Here is a 24,104-nt window from a genome sequence, read left to right as displayed (position 1 = left end):
AGAGATGTTAGGAATTTCTAAAAATAAAATATCGGGTAATGTGACTTTTGATGAGTTCAAGAGTCTTAAAATGACTGTGCCCAAGGATGAAAGCAAAAAAAGAATTCAGATCCTACTTTGGACTTTGATCGGGATGTTTCTTTTTCTCTTTTTGCCTTGGACTCAAAATATCCGATCAAAGGGATTTGTAACAGCGTTGAGACCGGATCAGCGACCACAGACGGTACATTCCATAATAGCAGGAAGGATTGAAAAATGGTACGTAGCAGAAGGTGATTATGTCCAAAAAGGTGATACGGTTTTATGGGTGTCTGAGATTAAAGATGAATATTTTGACCCCTTGCTCCTGGAAAGAACACAACTCCAGGTGGATGCAAAAAATCTTTCCGCAAAGTCTTATTTCGAAAAAGTAAAGTCTTTGGAAATCCAAATCCAAGCTTTGAAAGAAAACAATGTGCTTCGTAAAGAACAGGCCGAAAATAGGCTCAGGATGGCGGAATTACAGGTTGTTTCCGATAGTATCAGGTTTCAACAATCCAAAGTCAACTTTAAGGTCGGGGTGGATCAGCTAAAGCGAACTGACAAATTGTATCAGGAAGGACTTAGGTCATTGACTGATTATGAACAGCGGGAACTCCGGTTTCAGGAAGTCCAGGCAGGATTGGTTGCTGCAGAAAATGACCTTCTGAAGAGTAAGAATTCACTGATTGCGGCCCAGATAGAGTTGAATGCCATTGACAATGATTTCAAGGATAAAATGGCAAAGGCATCAGCTGATATGTACCAGGCCATGTCTTCCCAATTTGATGCAGAAGCTACCGCCACCAATCTTGAAAATAAGTATACCAATTATGAAGTGAGAACTGGGTATCGACACATATTAGCCCCTCAGGATGGATATATCACCGAAGCTATCCAAGTGGGTATAGGAGAAACGATCAAGGAAGGTGCAGAAATCATCAGTATTCTTCCTGGAAATGCCCAACTGGCAGTTGAAATGTTTGTTGAACCGGTCGATTTCCCTTTGGTAAGAATCGGAAATAAAGTCAGGTTTATTTTTGACGGTTGGCCGGCGATCGTGTTTTCGGGATGGCCACAAATTACAAATGGGACCTTTGGAGGTGTTGTAAAAGCCATTGATAATTTTGCCGGACCGGATGGAAAATACAGGGTTCTGGTAGTGGAAGATTTGCAAGAAAAATCTTGGCCGGTACAATTGAGGATAGGTTCGGGTGCCGACGGCATAGCCTTGCTCAATGATGTTCCCCTTTGGTATGAGGTATGGCGTCAGCTAAATGGATTCCCTGCCGATTATTATACCGCAAGGGAAAAGGCAGATAACAGAAAGACCAAATAACCATGCGGAAGATTTTTCTATTCTTAGCATTCGGAATTACTTATCTGGCTCAGGCACAGGAAATGCTTTCTTATGAAGAATACGTGATATGGGTTAGACAATTCCATCCTGTAGCCAAGCAGGCAGATATCACTGTTGAATTCGGAGAACAGGAACTCCTTGCCTCCCGGGGAGGATTTGATCCTAGATTATATGGTAATTTTGATTCAAAAAGATTTAAAAATACCAACTATTATGACAAAAGGGAGGCCGGTCTCGTAATCCCAACGATGGCAGGGGTGGAATTGAAGGGTTTGGTAGAATACAATACAGGAACATTATTGAATCCCGAATTGGAAGTTCCGGAAGATGGTTTGGCCGCATTAGGAGCTTCGGTCAATTTGGGTCAAGGGCTTTTTATTGACCAAAGAAGAGCCGCTCTGAGACAGGCGCAAGTGTACATCCAATCCACCAAGGTAGAGCGGGTACAGATACTCAATGACCTATTTATGGAATCTACGGAGGCATATTGGTCTTGGGCTGCTGATTATCAAAATGTCCAGATCTTGGAAGGAGGGGTAAAACTCGCCGAAGAGCGATTTCAGATGGTGAAGGAAAGCTATATTCAAGGAGATTTTCCTGCGATTGATACTGTGGAAGCCTATACCCAGGTGATGGACAGGATTTATAGACTTCAGTCTGCCCAAATCCAATTCTTCAAATCGACCCAGTTTTTGAATACTTTCCTTTGGGATGAAAACAATGACCCCATAGACTTGTTGGAGTCAGTATATCCTGAGAATGTCCTTGATCCAACCATATTTGATTACAATAAGGAATCTATGCGTGAGTATATTTTCAGACATCCCCAATTGCTCTTGACGGATTATGACATCGAATCTCTTCAGATCGACAGAAGGTATAAATCAAACATGTTGCTCCCTGTATTGAAGGTTAATTACAATTTTTTGGTAGAAAAACTGGATGAATTTCAATTGTCACCTTTCTTGGAAAATAATTACAAATTGGGCATGTATTTTTCTATGCCGCTGTTTTTGAGAGGGGAAAGAGGGGATCTAGGTTTGACAAAAGCCAAAATCAATTTCAAAACATATGAAAGAGATTTGAAGCTTCTCAGACTGACAACTAAGCTGGAAAGTGAAATTTATAATTTTGAAACTGTCGAAAAGCAATTGGGAGTCTTTACAAATAACGTCAACGGACTTCAAAAACTTTTGAGAGGGGAAATGACGAGGTTTGAAATCGGAGAAAGTTCTTTATTCCTAGTCAATGCTAGGGAAGTAAGTCTTATCAGTGCACAAACCACGCTCAATGAACTTGCTGCCAAAAGAAAATCTGCCTACGCCAAAATGTTGAATGCTGCAGGTTTGGGATTTGAGGATTGAACTTAAAGTCAATCAGTCCACAGGCCACGGTCCACAGCAGCATATATTGAATTTCAACCCATTTTATCGATTGGAAATGTCAATGATAGATTGGTAAAAAATTAAATCCCGCAAATCTTTGGACTTGCGGGATTTTTCTTTTTCACTGCCACTGAAAACTGCTACTGTAAACTGATTATTGACTGAACACTGATCACTGTTCACTGACTGAACACTGTAAACTGATCACTGTAAACTGAACACTGAGATCACCCCAGCTTCCAACCTTCTCTATATTCTCTTTTTACAAATTGATTGGCAGGTTCAAAATTAGTGACTTTCATATTGGGTCCGTCCCAGACAAGCTTGATACCTCTTCCGGGATAATTGAATCCTGTTCCTGATTCTCTCGGCACCCTATAGTCATAGCTTCTGATCGCAAGATTTCCCATCAAAACAGACTCCGTCAAAGGCCCGGCTATTGAGAACGGAGAACTCAACTGCTTGTATTCCTGACTTCCAAATCCACCGATACAGGCTTCTACCCAGTTGTTGTAGTGGCCTCTATCACCAAGAGGAACGCGGTATTCTGATTGGGGAACATTGATTTCAGCTGTTTTTGAGGTGGGTAATAGCTGAGGATTCACACCATAAGTTCCACACATGATTTTGCCTTTGGTACCTTCGATGATGACACCGTTGCCTCCATCACCCATCACTTCGTTTGGTCCGAGTTCTTCTGGACGGGCAGGTTGAATCCCACCATCCATCCAATGGAATTGAAGGTCACTTTTACCTTCTCTTTTGAAGCGGAGTGTGATGTGAGAGGAAGGAGGGCAACTTTCGGGGAAATATCCTCTGCTGAATTCTCCTACATATACAGAACCCACACTACACTCTGCTGATTCAGGATATCCCAATCCTAAGACCCTGAAGGGAGGTTCCATGATATGGCATGCCATGTCGCCCAATGCACCTGTTCCATAATCCCACCATCCTCTCCAATTGAATGGAATGAGGTTGGCTACAAAGTCTTTTTTAGGAGCAGTTCCAAGCCACAAGTCCCAATCAAAATCTGCAGGTGGGGTTGCAGAATTTGCTGACCAGGGGATGCCCTGTGGCCATACAGGTCTGTCGGTCCAGCAATATACCTTTGTGGCTTCGCCTATAAGTCCGGCATTGTACCATTCTACCATTTTTCTTACTCCTTCACCAGATGAACCCTGATTGCCCATTTGGGTTACTACCTTGTATTTTTGCGCAGCTTCGGTCAACATTCTAGCTTCATAGATATCATGGGATAATGGCTTTTGAACATAAACATGTTTGCCCAATTGCATGGCAGCCATGGCCTGTACAGCATGATTGTGATCTGGTGTGGAAACCGTCACCGCATCAATATTCTTATGCTCTTTGTCGAGCATGACCCTGTAATCTCTATAGTACTTAGCTTTTGGATGTGCTTGCACACTGCCTTTTGCTCTGGTGTCGTCAACATCGCACAGGGAAATAAAATCAGCTTTGCCGCTGTTGAAAACTCCACGCACATCGCCCGCTCCCATTCCTCCGACCCCGATCCCTGCTACCCTGAGCCTATCAGATGGCGCTACAAATCCCGGTCCTCCCAATACGTGTCTTGGTACAAAATAAAAACCCGCCAAAGCTGTGGCTGAGGCTTTGACAAAATTTCTTCTTGAGTTGTTCTCCTTTGGTAATTCTTCCTTTTTCATTCGGTTTATGGTTAATTTGATCAGATTCAAGTTTTGAAGATTCAATTTATTAAAAATGAGATTTGTAAGGTGAATAATTCTTTGATTTTAGAAAAAAGGAGAAATGAGTTGATAAATGGGGAAACGAAAGAATTTGCTAAATGGTAAAATCTTAAATAAAAATTTTAATTAAGTTTGTCTGGTTAAAAACCCGAAAACCCATCCATACTTTATGAAAATTTTAAAAATCCTTTCCTCAACGCTGCTCATTTTCTCTTTTGGATTGGGGATTATTTCCTGTTCCGAAAAAGCTATTCCGCTAAGCGAAAACCATATTATCCCAAAGCCCTTTTCTGTGACTGATGATGGCGGTTCCTTTGCCTTAACAGGTGAAACCAAATTGATTGCCCTGGGAAATTCCGCAGATATCAATCCAATCATCTCGATTTTTCAAACTATGGTCAAACCCTCTACAGGCTTTAATCTGCAAATAGCCGAATCCGGGGAGTCTAATGTTATTGTGTTTGAGCTTGAATCAGCTTCGCAAAAAATAGCAGGTGAATACGGTATTGAAATCGATGAATCTAGCATCAAAATCACTGCTTCCAACGGCGAAGGGCTATTCAATGGCCTTCAGACCTTGAGACAACTTCTTCCTGCATCAGTCGAAGGATCTACCCTGTCGAAAGGGAAAATCAATATTGGCACCGGACAAATTCAAGACAAGCCGGAATATGCTTACAGAGGATTTATGTTGGATGTTGCAAGACATTTTTTTTCTGTGGAAGATGTGAAGCACGTGATTGATTTGATTTCCAAATACAAAATCAATTTTCTTCACCTCCATCTTTCCGATGATCAGGGTTGGAGAATTGAGATCAAATCTTGGCCATTGCTTACCGAGATCGGTGGCAAAACCGAAGTAGGTGGGGGAGAAGGAGGTTTTTATACCCAAGAACAATACAAAGACATTGTCGCTTATGCCCAATCAAAATTCATCACTGTGGTGCCTGAGATCGACATGCCGGGCCATACCAATTCAGCCTTGGCTGCCTACGGGCAATTGAATCCCGGTATCACTGTTCCTGAAAAAGGCGCAGTTCCATTTGACCGAACGAATCTGGGGGTTGATGGAATGGCAACACCACTCTACACTGGAATTGAAGTTGGGTTCAGTACTTTGGCCACGAATAAGGACATCACCTACCAATTTGTAGATGATGTCATCCGTGAACTGGTGGACATGACCCCCGGTCCTTATATCCACATTGGCGGAGATGAATCCCATGTTACTAAAATAGAGGACTATATCCCATTTATCGAAAAGGCGCAGGCCATCGTCACCAAGTATGGTAAAAAATCCTTGGGTTGGGATGAAGTGGCCCATGCCAAGCTCGAAAATGGAACTGTAGCCCAATATTGGGCGAAAGCAGAAAATGCGGTTTTGGCTATCAATCAGGGGAATCAGGTATTGATTTCACCTGCTACCAAGACTTACCTTGACATGCAATATGATTCGACGACTCAATTGGGATTGCATTGGGCGGCATACATCGAGTTGGATGATGCCTATAACTGGGATCCAACAGAAATGGATGCAGCCATCAAAAGAGAAAATATCTTAGGCGTGGAATCCCCTCTTTGGTCAGAAACCATTACCAACAGAGAAGAGATTGAATTTATGATGTTCCCAAGATTGGCAGCCATCGCAGAAGTGGCCTGGACCAAAAAGGAATTGAGAAATTGGGAGTCATTTTCAGAAAGATTGAAAAAACATACAGCCCGTTGGGATGCTATGGGATTGAATTATTACAAATCTCCTAGGTTGGTTTGGGAGGAAAAAAAGTGATCGGTCCATAGTCCACAGTCCATTGCCGCTCCAATTGAACTTCAATGGTAGTTTTGAATGGTTAGTAGCAAGAAATCAAACATACCCAAAAAGTAAAATATTGAAATCAGAAAATCCGGGAATCAATCAATGGTTTTCGGATTTTTTTTGCCTTTTATTGATCTTGCCTCAAACTTTCCAAATTACCTTCCCATTTCAATTTGCCTTTGAGCAGCTTTATTTTTTCTTGATTTTTAAGGGATACCATAAGGTTCAACGCCGCCTCGACTGTTGCTTTTTTGGTTTTAAGGGCACTAACCTTCATGGCTTCATTGATCAGATCGGTCTCTATTTTTATATTTGTTCACATACAGTGTGAATAATTTTTAGAAAAACACAAATAATTTTCTACACAAGTTCCTCAAAGTAGTTTTAATAAACTTAAACATTTTTTCAATCCAACTTCAAAATCTATAGCCTTTAATCCAGAAGCCTTTTCGCATAGTCTAGAGAAGTCTTTTTGGAAAATTTGTTTTCCGGACCTTGGTTTTTTATAAATGGCACAATGTATTTTTATAAATATATTATATTTCAAGAAAGTGGCTTTTAGCAAAAGATAGTTTTGTTTACCAACATTTAAATAATTCCAAAGACCAGAGCGATTTTATGAAAATTGAGATGCACCCAATGGCTTTTAAGATTCAAATTTTCTTTTTCTGTGTAGGATTATGGATGTTTTTTTCATGTGAGCCAAAAATTATACTTCCAGCAGGCGACATTGATAATGGTGGACTTTTTTTGCCTGATGGCTTCGAAGCTGTAGTGGTGGTGGACAGTATAGGAAGGGCTAGACATATAGCTGTTAGTGAATTGGGGGATATTTATGTCAAACTACGCGCACCTGATAAATCCGGGAGAGGGATTGTAGGAATAAGGGATACCAATTATGATGGCAAAGCAGATATTGTGGAATACTTTGGAGACTATCCTGATAAGGGAAACTATGGTACAGGAATGCGCATCTATAACGGTTACCTGTATTTCACCACAGCAGGAGAAGTGTACAGATACAAAATGGATCCAAATGGATTATTGCCAACTGGTGAACCCGAACTTATTTTGGTTGATGATTACAAAAATGGAAAATATGGCTATGAACATATCGCCAAACCCATTGCTTTTGACAATGATGGCCACATGTATGTAGCATTTGGTTCGCCGGGGGACGTTTGTCAGGAATTCAATAGGAAACCCGAAAGCCCGGGAATGTATCCATGTCCTCAGCTGGATTGGCATGGCGGCATCTGGCAATTTGACGCGGATAGACTTAATCAAACCCAAAAAGATGGGAATAGATATGCCACAGGTATCCGGTCTGTAGTAGCAATGGATTGGAATCAGGAAGAGAATGAATTATATGTTGTACAACATGGAAGGGATGATTTGAGCAAGTCATGGCCTGATCTTTTCGGTCCATGGGAAAGTGCTGTTTTACCTTCAGAGGAATTTTTTAGGGTTGAAGAAGGTACTGATGGAGGCTGGCCATATTTTTACTTTGATCATATAGAAGGAAAGAAGAAACGGAATCCTGAATATGGAGGAGATGGGAAATTGCAGGGTGATGCCCATTTAGTGGACCAACCTTTGATGGGCTTTCCGGGACACTTTGCACCAAACGACCTTCATTTTTATAGAGGCGATCAATTTCCCGACAGGTATAAAAATGGCGCTTTTGTCGCCTTTCATGGATCTACTATTCGCGGTCCTTATCCCCAGGCAGGTTATTTTGTGGCATTTGTCCCATTTGAAAAGGGAATTCCTGCAGGTCCCTGGGAAGTTTTTGCAGATGGATTTGCCGGATTGGACACCATCGTGAATACCGGTGATGCTTTGGCACGTCCAATGGGAATCGCCATGGGGCCGGATGGGTCACTCTATATTTCGGAAAGTGTAAAAGGTAAAATCTGGCGAATCATGTACAAGGGAAAAAAATCAGACTTTGGTGAAGCCTCATTAGCCAAACTAGAACAGAGGAAAAACCAAAGAATCAATATTAAAGATCCGGATTGGGAATTGGATAATCTGGAAACAGAAATGATAGAAAACGGATCACAGGTCTATAACCAACATTGTGGGACCTGCCATCAAAGAGACGGTAAAGGTGACGGAAGCAGGTTTCCACCGATTAATAATTCCCGGGTGGTGAATGGTAAAAATCAACCTTTAATTGAATTGATTTTAAAAGGTCTTGAAGGTGCCATAACAGTAAATGGTGTAGCATATAATGGAGTTATGCCTTCGCATTCATTTCTTTCTGATGATGAAATTTCCTCAGTATTGACCTATATCAGGAGAAACTTCGGAAATGATTCACCGAGTATTTCCGCCATTGAAGTTGGTAATGTGAGAAAACAAATAGAAAATCAATAATATGAGGGTTAAAATTAGGATTGATCTGATTTTTGTGATGGGCATGAGCTTGATTGCCATTAGGATGGATGCCCAACAGATAAAGGAATCAAATAACAAGAAGAGAAATATGGAAGAATCGGTTTATGAGGTCAACCGTCTTGAGGGGAAAATTAGAATTGACGGAGTTTGGGATAAGGAAGTTTGGGAAAATGTGCCATCCCTAGAAATAGAAAATTATATCGGAGACAAGCCCCAATTTCTTCCAACCACATTTGCTAAGCTTTTGTATGATGACGAAAATATCTATGGGATTTTTCTGGTAGAGGATCGGTTTGTTCAGTGTTTGGTTCAGGAGACCAATGGACATGTTTCAGGAGATTCCTGCGTGGAATTCTTTTTTTCTCCAGACAATTCCAAGCCGCTTTTTTACTTCAACTTAGAGATCAATTGCGGAGGAGTTCCTTTGATGCAATTTGTCACAGTCCCAAGAAAGGAATACCTTTTCCTCAAGGAGAAAGATATAAGCAAAGTTGAAATTGCCCATTCTATGCATAAGATGGTATTTCCTGAAATTGAAGAGGACACTGTTTGGACCATTGAATTCAAATTGCCCCTGAAAATTCTTAAAAAATATACCGCTATCACACACCCCGAATCAGGGGTAAAATGGACTGCTAATTTTTATAAAACGGCAAGTACCACCAGTAATCCACATTATTTGACTTGGTCAAAAGTAGATAATTCCATACCGGACTTTCATCTTCCACAGTTTTTTGGGACTTTGGTTTTTAAGTAAAAATGTGGGATTGAATTATCAATTTTTCCTAAAATAGTTTGAATTTCTGTTAAGCTATTTTAGGACATGAGAATAGTCGTATATAACGGTCTTCCGACTTCCGTCTTCCGTACCGTTTGTAGTTGAGATTTCGGTTAATGGCAAAAATGAGGATAGCCAACATTATTTTTATTTATTGTATAAATGGATGGATAATAATGGCAAAGGTTTGCGGTATGTTTTTTAAAAATTTAGATTTAGATAATATAATTCGGCTCCCAAATACCTCTTAAATTCATTTTGAACATCGAACAATAAATGATATGATCAACAGAAGAACATTACTGAAAAGACTTTCTGCCCTTCCATTGGTGGGAACAATTGTGGGAAGCAGTATTCCTGTTCAATCAGTATTTGCCGATTCCCCATCGGTTCCGAAAAGGGACCTGATCAAGGAATTGGGCTTGAGGACATTTATAAATGCAGCCGGAACCTATACAGCCATGACGGCCTCTCTGATGCCTGAAGAAGTGATGGAAACAATAGAAGCTTCTTCTAAGGAATTTATCATGTTGGATGAAGTTCAGGACAAAGTAGGAGAAAAAATTGCTGAAATCTGCCATGCAGAAGCGGCAACGGTAACTTCAGGTTGTTGGTCCGCTATGGTGTTGGGTCTTGCAGGAGTACTGACAGGAACCGACAAGGAAAAGATTGCACAGATTCCGAACCTGAAAGGAATGAAGTCAGAGGTGATCGTCCAAAAAAGCCATAACGTGGCTTATGTCCATTCTCTGACCAATACAGGGGTTAAATTGGTAGAAGTGGAAACAGTTGCGGATTTGGAAAAAGCGATCAATGAGCAAACTGCCATGTTCTGGTTTTTGAATTATCAGGCGCCCGATGGTAAAATCCAACATGAAGAGTGGGTGGCATTGGGAAAAAAACACAACATACCTACCATGATTGACATAGCCGCTGATGTACCGCCGGTTGAAAACCTATGGAAATTTAATGATATGGGATTTGATCTGGTCTGCATATCAGGTGGAAAGGCCATGAAAGGGCCGCAAAGTGCAGGCATCCTGATGGGTAGAAAACACATCATTGAGGCGGCAAGACTGAGTGCACCACCCCGTGGCAATACCATCGGGAGAGGCATGAAGGTCAATAAAGAAGAAATACTTGGGATGTATGTGGCCTTGGAACTGTATGTAAAAAAAGACCATGAAAAAGAGTGGAAAACTTGGGAAGAAAATATTTCCCTTATAGAGGAAATGGTCAAAAAAGTCAGTGGTGTGACTACTTCTGTTTCCGTTCCGCCAATTGCCAATCATACCCCTTTTCTGAAAATTGCCTGGGACCCTGCTTTGATAAATCTCAACCGCACCCAAATGCAGGAAAAATTGAGAAAGGGAAATCCATCCATAGAAGTAATAAGTAACGGTGACCACGAAATCAGTTGTACTGTTTGGATGTTAAGGCCGAATGAAGAAAAGATTGTAGCCAAAAGAATTCAGGAAGAATTGAGTAGCGCTAAAGTTTAACCTAATCATTCCCAAGAGATGAAGAAAATAGGATTCATATTACTCTACTTTTTATGCATAAGTCCAATAAGTCTGTCTGCTCAAAATTACCAAATGGTGATCAAAGGAGGTCATGTCATTGATCCAAAAAACAACATTGATGAATTGATGGATGTGGCCATTCAGGATGGAATGATAGCCAAAATCGCAAAAAATATAGATACAAAAGGTGCCGGCCAAATAGTGGATGCCAAAGGTTTATTGGTTGTTCCGGGTTTGATAGATATTCACGGCCATATTTTTTCTGGTACGAGACCCAATAGTTACCTCAGTGATGGACTCGTGGCAGTTGACCCGGACAGCTTTACATTTAGGGTAGGAGTGACCACTATTGTGGATTGTGGTGGACCAGGATGGAAAAACTTCCATGTATTCAAAGAAAACATCATTGACCATTCAAAAACAAGGGTTTTGGCATTCCTGAACATTGTCGGAGAAGGGATGCGGGGAGGTGCCTACGAACAGGATACTTCTGATATGAATGCCCAACTCACCGGGCAGACTGCATTGAAATACAAGGAACACGTAGTCGGATTTAAGGTGGCCCATTATTCCAAAAGGGATTGGATTCCGGTGGATAGGGCGGTGGAGGCGGGAAATATTGCCAACATGCCTGTCATTATTGATTTTGGTGGATCTATGTCTTTTGCCCCTTTGAGATTGAGGGAATTGTTTTTTGACCATCTGCGTCCTGGGGACATCTATACCCACGTTTTTGCGGAATTGGGAGGTGCCAGAGAGCCTGTGGTTGATTATGAAACTAGGAAATTCAAACCATTTGTCCGGGAAGCACAGGAAAGAGGAATTATTTTCGATGTGGGATATGGAGGAGCCAGTTTTGATTTCAGGCAGGCAATCCCATCATTGGAAGCAGGATTTTTTCCGAATATCATCAGTACAGACCTTCACAAAGGAAGCATGAATGCAGCGATGAAAGACATGCTTAATGTCATGACTACATTTATGGCGATGGGAATGGAAATTCCCCACATCATCAAGGCAAGTACCTGGAATCCTGCCAAAACCATCAAAAGGGAAGAACTTGGTCACCTATCAGAAGGAGCAATAGCCGATTTGGCCTTGATTGAGGTGAGACAAGGCCAATTCGGAATTTGGGATAAAAACGGATACAAATTGGAAACCGATAAAAGGTTCGAATGTGAAATGACCATCAAAGACGGTGAAATTGTCTATAGTGTCAATGGTCGAAGCGAACCGGTAGTTTTGAGATAATCAGTTGAATTGATCAGATATAAGCAATACAATCCATTTCCACCAAAGAATCTCCTGGTACTCCTGCATATGTTGCTACTGTGGTGCGTACGGGAGGTTTTTTTCCAAATCGCCCTTTGTAAACCTCATTCATTCCTTTGTAGTCATTCAGGTCATGGAGGTACACATTCACTTTCAGCACTTTTTCCATTGAAGAACCTGCTTTGACCAGTTCTTTTTCCAATTCTTTGAGAACATGATCTGTATGTGCTTTGATATCCCCTTCAAAATGGGCTCCTTTTCCTGCCACAAAAATCATATTTCCCAGTTTGGTTGAGCCCGAAAATAAGGGAACATCCTGATCTTGAACGACATTGAATACTTCTTTTTCTGGTGTGTTGTCCGTTTCAGCCTTGGCCACCAATCCGATTCCCGCAAATCCTGCGATGGAAACGATCATTTTTTTTAAGGTGGTTCTTCTTTCTATTTTTTCCATGATTATAGATTGATTATGTTTTCGTGTTGAACCATTCAATATATAGCTTTGGTAGAACTACTGCAAATTATCCTAAGACCTTTCTCTGGTTTTAAAGATTGTTTACTCATATTTCCATGGCAGGAAAACTTATAATTTCCCGAATAGGCTGGATGGATTTTGAATCTCTCTGGTAGCTTCAGAAAAATGCCTTTTTTATTCAAGACATCGTTTCAATCCCTCCTCAATATTTGTCGGTTTCAATCCATAAGCCTTTTCAATTTTGATAGAGTCGAAGCAATAATCCTGATCCAATTGGTATCTCAGTTCCTTAACTTCTTTCAAAACAGGGATAAATAGAGAAACCAGATTGAGCATGAAGGGGCCAAGTACCTGAAGCCTCGGTTTTACCCCGAGATGCTTTGCCAAGATATTTACGGTTTCCTGTCCTGTGGGATATGCCTTTGAAGTTGGTAAATGCCAGACCTGATTCCAAGCATCTTCCAGTTGGGCTAAAAATGCTGTAGCATAAGCCGCATCAGGGATATATGTAAATGAATGTTTCTTGTCTCCGGCATAAAGCCACTGGGCTGTCTTTCCAGCTTTCATGCGGTTGATGACAGATTCATTGAGGACACTCAATTTTGCACCTGGCCCATAAAAGTCAGCTGCCCTGACAATCATTGCAGTCAGTTTGCCACTCTTGATTTCATCCAAGATCATCTGTGCAATCTTTGCACGGACTTTCCCTTTTTGAGTTTGGGGATTGACAGGACTATTTTCAGTGAGATTTCCTACATGATTGGGATCATAACAATACATGTTATCAAAGAATACAAGTTTGGCTCCGTGTTTTTTACAGGCCACGATGGTATTCTTCATGATGATGGGCCACTGTTCCTGCCAGATTTTGGCTTTGTAGGTAATTCCCACCACAAGATAGACGGTATCAGATCCGGCTACTGCAGCATCGACCTCCTCAGGATTCAAAAGATCAGCTTTCATCAATTGGTCTTTAGGATTGATTTTAGAAGGATTTCGGCTGACAAGGCGGATATTGTCGGTGTATTTGGTTAGATCTTTTGCAAGAGCAGTTCCAATATTTCCGGTGGAACCTAGGATAGTGTGGAGGGGAGGGGTAGGCATAGGTTTTTTTCTTTGAATTTAATCCAAAATCTATTTTAGTAAAATGGAATGGGGGTAAGAAATTGACAAATTTTAAAAGTGGCAGGTCAAATAGGCACTTTTAAGAGCGGGAACTATGCCGAGAAAACACTGGACTGAAAATTAATAAGCTAGGTCATTGGGAGTTTAGCTCATTATGGATATGAGATACTAGTGGACCATTTATTTTTTGCTTGCTCAGCCATTTAGTATTATTTTTGAATAAAGATAAATAGCCATGGCAAAATTAACTTTAGAAATCGAAGACAAAAAGCTAAAATTTTTCAAGGACCTTATCAATAATCTGTCTTTCGTTAAAATTGATCAAACTGAGTTTGCAGAAGATTCAGATGAGGATGTACGAGAAAATTTGCGGGCGGCAGCTGTTGAACTAAAGGAGGTTCTTGAAGGAAAGAAAAAAAGTAGGCCTGCAAGAGAATTCTTGAATGAGCTATGAAATATCAGGTTGAAACAATTGAACAATTTGAAAAGGAGATTAAAAAGCTAAAAAAGAAGTTTCCATCTCTTAAATCAGAGCTTCTAAACCTTGTAGGTGACCTTGAAATAAATCCGAAAATAGGAACCTCAATTGGAAAGGGCTTTTTTAAAATCTGGTTAGCGATAAAGTCCAAAGGAAAAGGAAAAAGAGGTGGGGCAAGGGTTATTACATATTTTAAAGTAGTGGATAATATTATTTACCTTGTTTCCATCTATGATAAATCTGAAAAGTCGGATATCTCATCTGAAAAATTGATGTTAATTTTTGAAAATATTCCAAAATGAAACATTTGCAATTGGTTTTATTTTTTGAATTATCTATTGAAAGGCAAGCGTTTCTCTTGGGCAATACAATTAGGAAATTTAGTCTAATATTAAATTGTCTAAAACCTTCGAGGTCCAAAAAAGACCTCAAAGGTTCCAATTCATTCAAGATTAATCATTTTTCATTCTTTATCCCTCATCCTTTTTCCTTCCTCCCTTTACATTACTTTTCCGTCACTTTCTTCACATTATCCTCTGGCATCCTGTCGACTAAGTAGTTGTAAGGGTCAATGCCGGCATTCTGTGGCTTTTCTTTGACTTTGAAGGTGAAGGTGTTCTCAGGTTTGGTGATCTTGAGTCTTTCATACACCAATGGTTTGCCATAGGTTTGTTTAGACTCTGTCTCCCCAAAAATCCCGATATCAATAAAGTCCACCAAAGGAACAGCCGTTTGCTTGCCGAGTGAATCTGCCCTGAATTTCTCCGAGAAAGTCGTCAAGGTGACTTCATATTCCTCTCCGGATTTGACATAATTAACATCCGTGACCCGGTTTGAAAATACAGTGATATTCTCAAACATATCATCGATCAGGTACTGCAATGAATCCGGAGTGACCTCACGGAAAGCATTCACAGCAGAAATCGAAGTGGGGTAGGGAGGTTCCTGATAACCATGATCTTTAATCAGTTTTTGGAGTGCAAGGTTTACTTTGTCCTCACCGATCATTTCTTTCAGGTAATACATTACCACCGAGCCTTTGTTGTAATGGATATAGCCCTGGTTCTCGGTTTCCATGATCGGCCTTTCTGCTTCAAATTCACCACTTCGGCCCCTGAGATACGAATTCATTTCATACTTCAGAAACTTATTCATTTTGTCCCGGCCATATTCTTTTTCCATCACCATCAAGGCAGCATATTGGGAAAAGCTCTCACTCATCATCTCTGTGCCACGCATATTGGCGCCGATCAGTTGGTGTGCCCAATATTGGTGCGCCATCTCATGGGCCACCACGTAATAGACCAAGTCAATGTCATCTTCGGTTACATCTCTCAGGTCAGCGATAAATCCGATTCCTTCACTGTAGGGCATCGTGCCGGGAAATGCCTGTGCAAATGAACTGTACCTCGGAAACTCAATGATCCTGCACTGTTTGTGGAAATAAGGACCAAAGTTTGCCGTATAATATTCAAGGGATTTTTCAAGACTTTGAAGCATGTTCGGCACATTGTATTCATGGCCTTTGATATAATACACCTCCAAGTCCACACCGTTCCATTCCTTTCTTGCGACTTCATATTTGGCTGAAATGAATGAGTAAAAATTCAGGGATTTGTGGTCCAATTGATATTCATAATATTTCCTTCCATTCTCTTCCCATTCTTTGATGAGACTTCCGGGTGCAACAGCTATTTGATCTGATGCCGTACTGATCACCGTCCGCATCTTGACCCAATCAGCGTCTTGGTTGATATAAGAGTTCTCTCTCGCTTTCAGGTCGGACTCATCGAGTACGGGCATTCTTTTCCGTATAGGAAGTTCAAGTTTTACCCGCTTGTTTTTGTCGGCGATCTCGAACCTGTTGGTATAACCGATGACTGGAAGGACATCAAAATTGTTGAAGAAGGTACCATTTTGGGTCAATTCGGTAAAGCTAACCTCATTTTCAAATCCTTTGGTAACCTTGGAAACCACCAGTTTGACAGATAAAGTATCACCTGGCTGCATGGGCTGGGCCAGGCTGTAAATCCTGTAATTGAGTCTTTTGTCATCTAGTTTCAGGCTTGCACCGGGGATGTCAATTCCCAAGGTATCCGGCATAGTCGGGATGCTAAAATGGATTTCGGGAATGCTTTCATCAGATTTATTCATCAATAAAGCCTCCACGGTCACAAAAAGATCCCTCTCATAAGGATGAATGTCAATCTTGTAATCCAAATCTATCCACCTTGGCTGTGTAATTCCTTCAAATTTTTTGTACGTGAGCTCATATTCCTTTTGCCTTGTTTCTCTTTCCTTGGGATTGAGGTAGGTATTGAGGATTTCTGTATTGTAAAATACAAAACCTCCGCAAACCAAAAACGCAATCCCAAAAATGGCCAAGAATCCGGATTTGGACTTCAACCGCTGCAGGGCATATTTCCTTCTGATAGAGAAATCGATTTCTTTTCCCCGCACATAAAAGGAATAAATAAGGACACATAAAATCAGGCAGAACAAAGTCCAGTAGAGATTGAACCAAACCAATCCGGGAATAAATGGCCCAAATCCATTCATGTCAGAGTAAGTGACGTTAGGCGTGGCCGAATAACTCAGCATATTGGAGTTGAGTTCGAGAACCGACCAAATGAACTCATTCAGGATGATAAACGCCACAAAAGCAAAGTAGGCGATGTACCTATTGTTGATCAGGTAATGGAATAGCAAGGCAATGACAACCAAGTATCCAAATTGGAACATGTCCAAAACCAAGAGTGATTGGGCATAAACCCCAAGTTCATACCTCGTATAGCCAAATGCGGTCTGTGCGATCACGCCGACAAGAATAGTACTGCATAGGACGAAGAAGATGCTGATCATCATTGCGATCAATTTGGACGAAAAGAGCATCCCTGTCCTGACAGGCGTCGCATCTTCGATTTCTGATATTTTGGCATCTCGTTCTTTCCACACCAAAACCCCGGAATAGAAAGTGATGATACCTATCAAAAACAGGTAAAAAGCTCCCCTGATCGCATCAATAACATCGTAAGTCACCGGATAGCGGTCTGTTCCATACCCACCTGTAAAGCTCGTGAGACTCGCGATCAGGTTGATCAGACCGATGAGGACGATGATGATGAAGGTTTGGTTTTTGGTGATGGCTTTGGTTTCGAATACGATCATGTGCCAAAAAGCCGCCCATGAAAAACCTTTGTTTTGGGGAATACCAAAGGTTTTGATTTCAGAAAGATCAAAGAGGATAGGTTCTTCTTCCACCTTGGCTTTGGATTTTTTGACCTTTTCTTTTTTGGTATTGAAAGAAAAACGGGAATACATAAACATCAAGAGTACCAGACTCAACCCGATCCAGATGATCCGGTTGATTAAAAACTGACCTTCCAATGGGGTAGGGAAGAGGTTCTTTTCCTCGATGGTTTTGTACTTGGACAAAGTGCTCAAGGGCTGAAAACCAAATGGATCGAGGATATTGGCCAACCATTCTTTTTCGAGATCGGCAGTAAATCCCTGTGACACCACATAAAAAACCAAGATCAACATGGCACCAACAAAGGACACGATGTTGTTTCTAAAAACAACCGCAAGGCTGTATAAAAGCGTTCCGGCGATAATTGTATTTGGGATGGCAAAAGCCAAAATCCCTTGAATATGTCCACTCCAGATAATAGGGCCATAGCGCTCGGGCTGTGCCCAAGGCATCAGAGGTCCGATCAAAGCCCCTATAGAAACACCCAAAAGCGGGATGATAGCGATCAATAAAGCCCCAAAAAACTTACCGAAGAAATAGTCACTTTTCCGGATCGGTGAACTGAAGACAAACTGGTACATACCTGTACTGAAGTCCCTATTGGCGGAGGCGTTCATAAACGCCGTCGTCATCAGCAGGCAAATCAGCGACATCACCCCATAATAAGTCTGGATGACAGATGGGGCATTTTTATAGACGCTTCCCACACCGCCGCCAATCTGAATCTGATCAGAGGACACTGCACCAAATACCATCAGGGATACAATTAGCAAGAAAATCCAAAGCATCGGCGACCTAAACCAATACTGCCATTCATGTTTGACAAATTTCCACATAATGAGATTGTTAAAGGTTTAGATCAAGGAATTCAATTTGGCAAAAAATACATCTTCCAAGGTTTCTTCTGCTTTTTCAAAGCCGGAGTTCAAGGCTGTTTCTGAGAAAACATGGATTTGGGGTTTACCACCTACCAGTTTGTTGCTGATGATTTTGTAGGTATTTTGATACTCCGAAAGTTCAGCCTTATCGACCCTTTTTTCATAGACTTTATCTTTGATCTGGGCGAGTGCATCGTCTGTGGTACCACTGTAAAGCAGCATGCCTTTGTCCATGATGGCCATATTGGTGCAGAGTTCGCGTACATCCTGTACAATGTGTGTAGATAGAATGACAATGGTCTGCTCGCCGATTTCACTGAGAATATTATAGAATCTGTTCCTTTCTCCCGGATCCAATCCTGCCGTCGGTTCATCGACAATGACCAGTTTGGGACTCCCGATCAGACATTGGGCGATGCCAAATCGCTGCCGCATACCGCCTGAATAGCTGCTGACGGCTTTTTTGCGGTGCTCGAAGAGGTTGACTTTTTGGAGGAGATAGTCCACCATTTCCGTTCTTTCTTTTTTGTTGTCAAAACCCTTGAGGATTACAAGGTGGTGCAACAAGTCTGTGGCGGAGGTCCTTGGGTAGACACCAAATTCCTGCGGCAGGTAACCAAGTACTTTACGGACTTTGTCTTTTTCGGCCAACACATCGATATCACCCAAAGTAACTGAACCGCTGTCGGCTTCCTGTAGGGTAGCGAGTGTTCTCATCAGGGATGATTTGCCGGCACCATTTGGGCCAAGAAGGCCGAACATGCCTCTTTCGATAGAAAAACTGACGTCCTTCAGCGCATGCACACCGTTGGCGTATTGTTTGTTGAGGTTGGTAATGGTGAGTATCATAAGAAAGATTTGAGATCTGAGATTTGAGATTTGAGACAAAAGGGGTAAAATTCAAGACTCAATATTGACTGGAAAGTGAATGGTATCTTTTGTTGCTTCCGAGAATGGTGCCAACTGTTCAAATGGTTGATTTTGGGCTTTGTGGGAAGTTCTTATAAAAACAAATGTCCGATTCTGTTCAGAAATCGGACATTTACTTGATCGGTTACTTGACGGCTTCAACTTTATATCCGGCTTCTCTGAGGAGGTTGATGACCCCTGTTTCGGAGCCGAGGTGACCCGAACCAACCGCGATAAAAGTCGCTTGTTCTTTTACCATTTCCTCGATTTTTGGAATCCAGTTTTTGTTTCTGTCTTCCAAAAGCAAATTCCCATACTCCTGAAACATTTCATTTTCTGAGATGAGGTCATAAAGTCTATCGAGATCCTGATCGAGGTATGCACCGACAAGTTTGTCGAATTCATCCATTCCTTCAGTATCAGTGACCATCTTGCCAAGTTCATCAATCTGGAGTTTTTGAGGAATCTGATCAAAAATCCCCATCTGAAAAGCGACAGTTTCCAAGCCTTTCACAGTTTTAGATTGCTCTTTGGCTTTTTCGGTCAGGAAAAGTTCATAGCTACTTTGCTCGGTGCAGGGAAGCATTTTGATCAAAACCATGGAAGATAGAACGAATGGCTTTAAAACTCCCAATTGATCCAGTCCTGCACCATAAGATGCTGTTAAAAATTTATCAAGAGCATCTGCCTGATCGGGTGTAAACTCACCTTTGATATTTGCAAATCCAGGGTTGACGGAAAGCTGCTGCATTTCGGCCATCAGGTTGGGGTCTGTCATATTCAGTTCCATGGCAAGTACCTTTGAGGAGGCAAGGGCATTTTCGATTCCTTCATCCATGTAGAACTTGTCTTTGCAGATCATGTGGATGGTACCAAAGAGGTATGAACTTTCTTTCAGTCCGTTGCCGCTGATTTTCCAAAGAAGGGATTTTTCTTCTTTTTCATTGGCAAAGGCCTGAAACACCAACATGAATAGCATCAGGGTGGCAAAAACATTTTTGAGGCTTAACTTTTTCATAAAATTTTTTGTAGGGTCTTAGTATAATGTTTGAGTAAAAATAGATTTTAAATTAAAGGAATAATCCTGAAAATACAGCGATGCAGATTTGAAGGGATGGTTGCAGGGGATGGGTTGTAATAAAAGTCACAGATTTAGTTTTTAAAAAGAGTCATATTTGGGCAATCAATTCTAACTTGGGAAAATCTATTCCATTCCCAAAAGACCCATTTATGCTTCGGATCAATTAAAAAATCGTATAATTTATTAGCCGAAGTTTGTCTTAAACCAAAACCCAAAATGAAGCAATCAAAAAGAAATTTTCTCAAAAAATTAGGAGCCATGAGCGCAGGAACAGGGTTATTGTCTGTCAACCCACTTTTGGCGGGAGAGCTTTCAAACGAGCAAAAATCAAATAAGAGCAAAACAAATTTCAAAGTAACCATTTTCCAGACTACGGATGTTCATTGTCAGATTCATGAGCACGATGAGCTATTTTGGGAAAATGGACAAGCTGTATTTAGAAAAACAGGAGGCTATTCCAACCTAGATACTTTTATCAAGAAGCAAAGAACAAAATGCGAACATTCATTTTTGGTGGATACCGGAGACATGTTCCAAGGATCTATGCTTTCCATCGAGACCTCAGGACAAGCCATGGTTCCTTTGCTCAATGAGCTACAATATGACTTATATCTTCCAGGAAATTGGGAGGTGATTTATGGCAAAGATCAAATGCAAAACCTGCTTGGTTCACTTCATGGACCAAAAGTCTGCGCTAATATGTACCACGACCTTGGGGACGGCAAAAAAGGCGAATTGATTTTTCCCCCTTATTATATCTGGAATATCAATGGGGTCAAAATCGGGTTTCTTGGCTACAATGATCCCATGATTCCATTGCGCCAATCGCCCAGTTACAGCAAGGGAATCTATTTTTCTAAACCTGAGGAAAACATTAAGCACTACGTCGATGTATTGAAAAATCAGGAGAAATGTGCTTTTGTGATTATCCTTTCCCACATCGGCCTGAGCCAAGAGATTCACCTTGCAAATCTGCCTGAAAGTGAAGGAGTAGATTATATTTTTGGAGCCGACACCCACGAAAGGGTAAGGGTTCCGATCCAATGCAAATATGCAAAAGTCGTTGAACCGGGTGCTTTTGGGTCATTTGTTGGCAAACTGGAACTGAATATTGAAAATGGGAAAGTGGTAGGGGAGGATTATGAACTGCTAGAGGTTAGTCCTCAGAAATCCAAAAGTCAATCCAAAATGGCTAGTTTGGTAACAAGCGTAGAAGCGCCATTCAAGACAGAAATAGAAAAAATCGTAGGATATAGCACCATTCCGCTTTACAGGTATTTTGTGATCGAAAATCCCATAGACATAATGGTCTTAGATGCATTGGATTATCAATTGCCGGATATAGACATCAAACTTTCCAATGGCTTTAGATTTTGTCCCCCAAAGACAACCCGAGACCATACCGGAAATATTCCGATTACAAGGGGTTTTATTTCTGACATGTTGCCCGTGGATAGCAGGGTCAGGACTGGCGAAGTTACAGGTCAACAGCTGTTTACATGGATGGAAAGAGAACTGAATAATGTGTTTGCGGAGGACGCTTCCAAAAGATTTGGAGGTTGGGTAACCAAGTTCAAAGGCATGGAATTGACCTTCAATGCTTTTGGTGAAGAAGGAAAACGTATTCAGTCATTTACTGTAAAAGGACAACCTCTTGACCTTGCAAAAACTTACACTATCAGCGCTTGCGAAAGGGATGGTGATCCATTGGATATGGTGTGTCGTATCAGGAATGTAAAAAACGCCGTGGATTTGGATATCACCCTTCACCAAGTCATGCTCAATTACCTAGCGGATAATTCCCCTGTAACACCGACACCAATTGGAGCGGCAAAAGCTTTGGATGCCCCTGCGACATTGCTAACTCAAGTGCATGGCGTGGATTATGAGTTTAGATAGGTTTTAAAAAAAGTCCACTGTCCATGGTCGATAGTCCACGGAAGGAGACGAGATATGGTAGTAAAATCATTTCTAAAAGAGAGATTGCTAATCGGTATTGAATAAACCAACAAAGGCAACGGTGCGAACCGTTGCCTTTTTTATTTTGGGTGAATGATGATATTTCAGTTCTATTTCTACTTTATTTCTATCGTATTTCAACCTTATTTCCAAATCCGAAACAATTAACCAATTAACCAAATAATCATTAACCAAATCAATACCTTCTCCTCTGCCCTTGCTTCGGCTTTTTCTTTGCCAATTCCCCGGCTTTTTCGGACAGGATTCCTTTGAATGGATAAGGGTGATCTTCTACAACAGGAATCTTTTTGCCGATCAATTTTTCGATGTCTTTCAATTCCTTCACCGTCTCTTCATCACAAAATGAGATGGCAATACCCGAATTTCCCGCCCTTCCTGTTCTTCCGATTCGGTGAACATAAGTTTCAGGAATATTAGGCATGTCATAATTGAAAACATTGGCAAGCTCATCGATATCAATCCCTCGCGCTGCGATATCTGTAGCGATCAAGACTTGGATTTTGCCGTTTTTAAAATCACTCAAAGCATTCTGACGTGCATTTTGGCTTTTGTTTCCGTGGATGGCAGCAGTTTTCACATTTTCCTTTTGGAGTTGTTTTACCACTTTATCCGCACCGTGTTTGGTTTTGGTAAATACCAAAGCCGAACCGATTTTTTTCTTTTGCAACAAGTGAAGCAAAAGCTCAGGTTTGTTGCCTTTGTTGACGTAATAAAGGTGTTGATCAATCTTGTCAACAGTAGACGAAGGTGGAGTCACTTCCACAAAAGCAGGTTTGGTCAAGAGTGAATCTGCCAATTTTTGGATTTCAGGAGGCATGGTAGCCGAGAAAAACAAAGTCTGTCTTTTGGCTGGAATCATGGCAATCAGTTTTTTGACATCATGGATAAATCCCATGTCAAGCATCCTGTCGGCTTCATCAAGCACGAAAATTTCCAATTGTCTCAAGTCAACAAAACGCTGATTGATCAGATCGAGTAATCTTCCCGGAGTGGCCACAAGTACGTCCACGCCTCTTTTGAGGGCATTGACCTGATGGAGTTGAGATACACCGCCAAAGATGACAGTGTGTTTGATGTTGGTGAATTTGCCATAGGCAGCAAAACTCTCGTCGATCTGAATGGCGAGTTCGCGGGTCGGCGTCAGGATCAAAGTCTTGATTCCTGAGCGAATTTGCTTTTTCTCGGCAATGTGTTGGATAATGGGAATGGCAAAAGCTGCTGTCTTGCCTGTTCCTGTTTGGGCACATCCGAGCAAATCTCTTCCCTGAAGAACCAATGGAATCGCTTGTTGCTGAATGGGAGTGGGGGTAGTGTATCCTTCATTGGCGAGCGCCTTGAGGATAGGATCAATAATTCCTAAATTTTTGAATGCCATGTTGGCTGAATGTAATTGGGCCGATGGAGATGTTGTATGTTCTGTATCAGCGGGGAGATTTATTAAAAGCGGCTTACAACTTGCCGTGCTTTTTTACAAAGTGGGACAAAGGTAGGCTTTTTTTGGGAGGAAAGCACTATGATCTTTACTTCACGCAAAGCCACTAAGGCGCAAAACAAGAAACAATATAGCCCACAAAGACACGAAGCCACTAAGAAAAGTTTTCCTGTTATCCTGCTTCTCCAGAAGCTGGATTCCTTTTTTATTCCCG

The 24,104-nt window shown here is 41.3% G+C and carries 18 protein-coding genes; 10 read left to right on the top strand and 8 right to left on the bottom strand.

The window, feature by feature from the left end; genetic code table 11:
* Positions 1-4 precede the first annotated feature (4 nt).
* Together M3O96_RS10110 and M3O96_RS10105 are read left to right on the top strand one after the other, a co-directional pair.
* Positions 5-1,357, top strand: coding sequence for an HlyD family secretion protein (locus M3O96_RS10110; protein WP_249720315.1), 1,353 nt, complete (start codon positions 5-7; stop codon positions 1,355-1,357).
* Between the two features lie 2 nt (positions 1,358-1,359).
* Positions 1,360-2,742: a TolC family protein gene (locus M3O96_RS10105; RefSeq protein ID WP_249720313.1), complete on the top strand. Its 1,383-nt coding sequence runs from the start codon at positions 1,360-1,362 to the stop codon at positions 2,740-2,742.
* 248 nt (positions 2,743-2,990) lie between these two features.
* Here the strand turns inward: M3O96_RS10105 and M3O96_RS10100 are convergent, their stop codons facing one another.
* Positions 2,991-4,451 (bottom strand): Gfo/Idh/MocA family protein, encoded by a 1,461-nt coding sequence (locus tag M3O96_RS10100; RefSeq protein WP_249720311.1) that lies wholly within the window; start codon positions 4,449-4,451, stop codon positions 2,991-2,993.
* Positions 4,452-4,662: 211 nt separating this feature from the next.
* On the opposite strand from M3O96_RS10100, the gene M3O96_RS10095 reads away from it, so the two are divergent.
* Entirely contained in the window at positions 4,663-6,279 is a 1,617-nt protein-coding gene (locus tag M3O96_RS10095) for a beta-N-acetylhexosaminidase (RefSeq protein WP_249720309.1), read from the top strand.
* A gap of 154 nt (positions 6,280-6,433) precedes the next feature.
* Here M3O96_RS10095 and M3O96_RS10090 read toward each other — a convergent pair whose 3' ends face one another.
* The gene (locus M3O96_RS10090) at positions 6,434-6,610 is read right to left on the bottom strand and encodes a type II toxin-antitoxin system VapB family antitoxin (protein ID WP_349630842.1); all 177 of its coding nucleotides are present in this window, start codon (positions 6,608-6,610) and stop codon (positions 6,434-6,436) included.
* A gap of 335 nt (positions 6,611-6,945) precedes the next feature.
* On the opposite strand from M3O96_RS10090, the gene M3O96_RS10085 reads away from it, so the two are divergent.
* From M3O96_RS10085 to M3O96_RS10070, 4 genes are all read left to right on the top strand, one after another.
* Positions 6,946-8,688 carry a PQQ-dependent sugar dehydrogenase gene (locus M3O96_RS10085; RefSeq protein WP_249720306.1) on the top strand — a complete coding sequence of 581 codons (1,743 nt, stop codon included), beginning with the start codon at positions 6,946-6,948 and terminating at the stop codon, positions 8,686-8,688.
* Position 8,689: 1 nt separating this feature from the next.
* Complete coding sequence (locus M3O96_RS10080; protein ID WP_249720304.1) at positions 8,690-9,466, top strand: carbohydrate-binding family 9-like protein; 777 nt, start codon at positions 8,690-8,692, stop codon at positions 9,464-9,466.
* 302 nt (positions 9,467-9,768) lie between these two features.
* Complete coding sequence (locus M3O96_RS10075) at positions 9,769-10,989, top strand: aminotransferase class V-fold PLP-dependent enzyme (RefSeq protein WP_249720303.1); 1,221 nt, start codon at positions 9,769-9,771, stop codon at positions 10,987-10,989.
* A gap of 18 nt (positions 10,990-11,007) precedes the next feature.
* Positions 11,008-12,261 (top strand): amidohydrolase/deacetylase family metallohydrolase, encoded by a 1,254-nt coding sequence (locus tag M3O96_RS10070; protein WP_249720302.1) that lies wholly within the window; start codon positions 11,008-11,010, stop codon positions 12,259-12,261.
* 13 nt (positions 12,262-12,274) lie between these two features.
* Here the strand turns inward: M3O96_RS10070 and M3O96_RS10065 are convergent, their stop codons facing one another.
* Positions 12,275-12,736, bottom strand: a complete 462-nt coding sequence (locus M3O96_RS10065) for a RidA family protein (RefSeq protein ID WP_249720301.1) — start codon at positions 12,734-12,736, stop codon at positions 12,275-12,277.
* Between the two features lie 195 nt (positions 12,737-12,931).
* Complete coding sequence (locus M3O96_RS10060) at positions 12,932-13,861, bottom strand: NAD-dependent epimerase/dehydratase family protein (RefSeq protein WP_249720300.1); 930 nt, start codon at positions 13,859-13,861, stop codon at positions 12,932-12,934.
* A gap of 256 nt (positions 13,862-14,117) precedes the next feature.
* Between M3O96_RS10060 and M3O96_RS10055 the strand changes: the two genes are divergently transcribed.
* On the top strand, positions 14,118-14,336 hold the full coding sequence (locus M3O96_RS10055; RefSeq protein ID WP_249720298.1) for a hypothetical protein: 219 nt from the start codon (positions 14,118-14,120) through the stop codon (positions 14,334-14,336).
* Positions 14,333-14,662 carry a type II toxin-antitoxin system RelE/ParE family toxin gene (locus tag M3O96_RS10050; protein ID WP_249720296.1) on the top strand — a complete coding sequence of 110 codons (330 nt, stop codon included), beginning with the start codon at positions 14,333-14,335 and terminating at the stop codon, positions 14,660-14,662. Before M3O96_RS10055 ends, M3O96_RS10050 begins: the two co-directional genes overlap by 4 nt.
* A 202-nt stretch (positions 14,663-14,864) precedes the next feature.
* Here the strand turns inward: M3O96_RS10050 and M3O96_RS10045 are convergent, their stop codons facing one another.
* The 3 genes from M3O96_RS10045 to M3O96_RS10035 form a co-directional block, all read right to left on the bottom strand.
* Positions 14,865-18,446: an ABC transporter permease/M1 family aminopeptidase gene (locus M3O96_RS10045; RefSeq protein ID WP_249720294.1), complete on the bottom strand. Its 3,582-nt coding sequence runs from the start codon at positions 18,444-18,446 to the stop codon at positions 14,865-14,867.
* Between the two features lie 18 nt (positions 18,447-18,464).
* Positions 18,465-19,337, bottom strand: coding sequence for an ABC transporter ATP-binding protein (locus M3O96_RS10040; RefSeq protein WP_249720292.1), 873 nt, complete (start codon positions 19,335-19,337; stop codon positions 18,465-18,467).
* 205 nt (positions 19,338-19,542) lie between these two features.
* A complete protein-coding gene (locus tag M3O96_RS10035; RefSeq protein ID WP_249720291.1) occupies positions 19,543-20,415 on the bottom strand; it encodes a TraB/GumN family protein in 873 nt (290 codons plus the stop codon).
* A 279-nt stretch (positions 20,416-20,694) separates the two neighbouring features.
* Here M3O96_RS10035 and M3O96_RS10030 point away from each other — a divergent pair, with 279 nt between their 5' ends.
* Complete coding sequence (locus M3O96_RS10030; RefSeq protein ID WP_249720289.1) at positions 20,695-22,377, top strand: bifunctional metallophosphatase/5'-nucleotidase; 1,683 nt, start codon at positions 20,695-20,697, stop codon at positions 22,375-22,377.
* 256 nt (positions 22,378-22,633) lie between these two features.
* Here M3O96_RS10030 and M3O96_RS10025 read toward each other — a convergent pair whose 3' ends face one another.
* Entirely contained in the window at positions 22,634-23,833 is a 1,200-nt protein-coding gene (locus tag M3O96_RS10025; protein WP_249720287.1) for a DEAD/DEAH box helicase, read from the bottom strand.
* Positions 23,834-24,104: the final 271 nt, after the last annotated feature.

Source organism: Aquiflexum sp. TKW24L, assembly GCF_023502205.1.
In the GTDB taxonomy this organism is placed as follows: Bacteria; Bacteroidota; Bacteroidia; order Cytophagales; family Cyclobacteriaceae; genus Cognataquiflexum.
The sequence above is the reverse complement of the archived record's forward strand: the minus strand, read 5'-3'. Positions and strand labels throughout refer to the sequence as shown.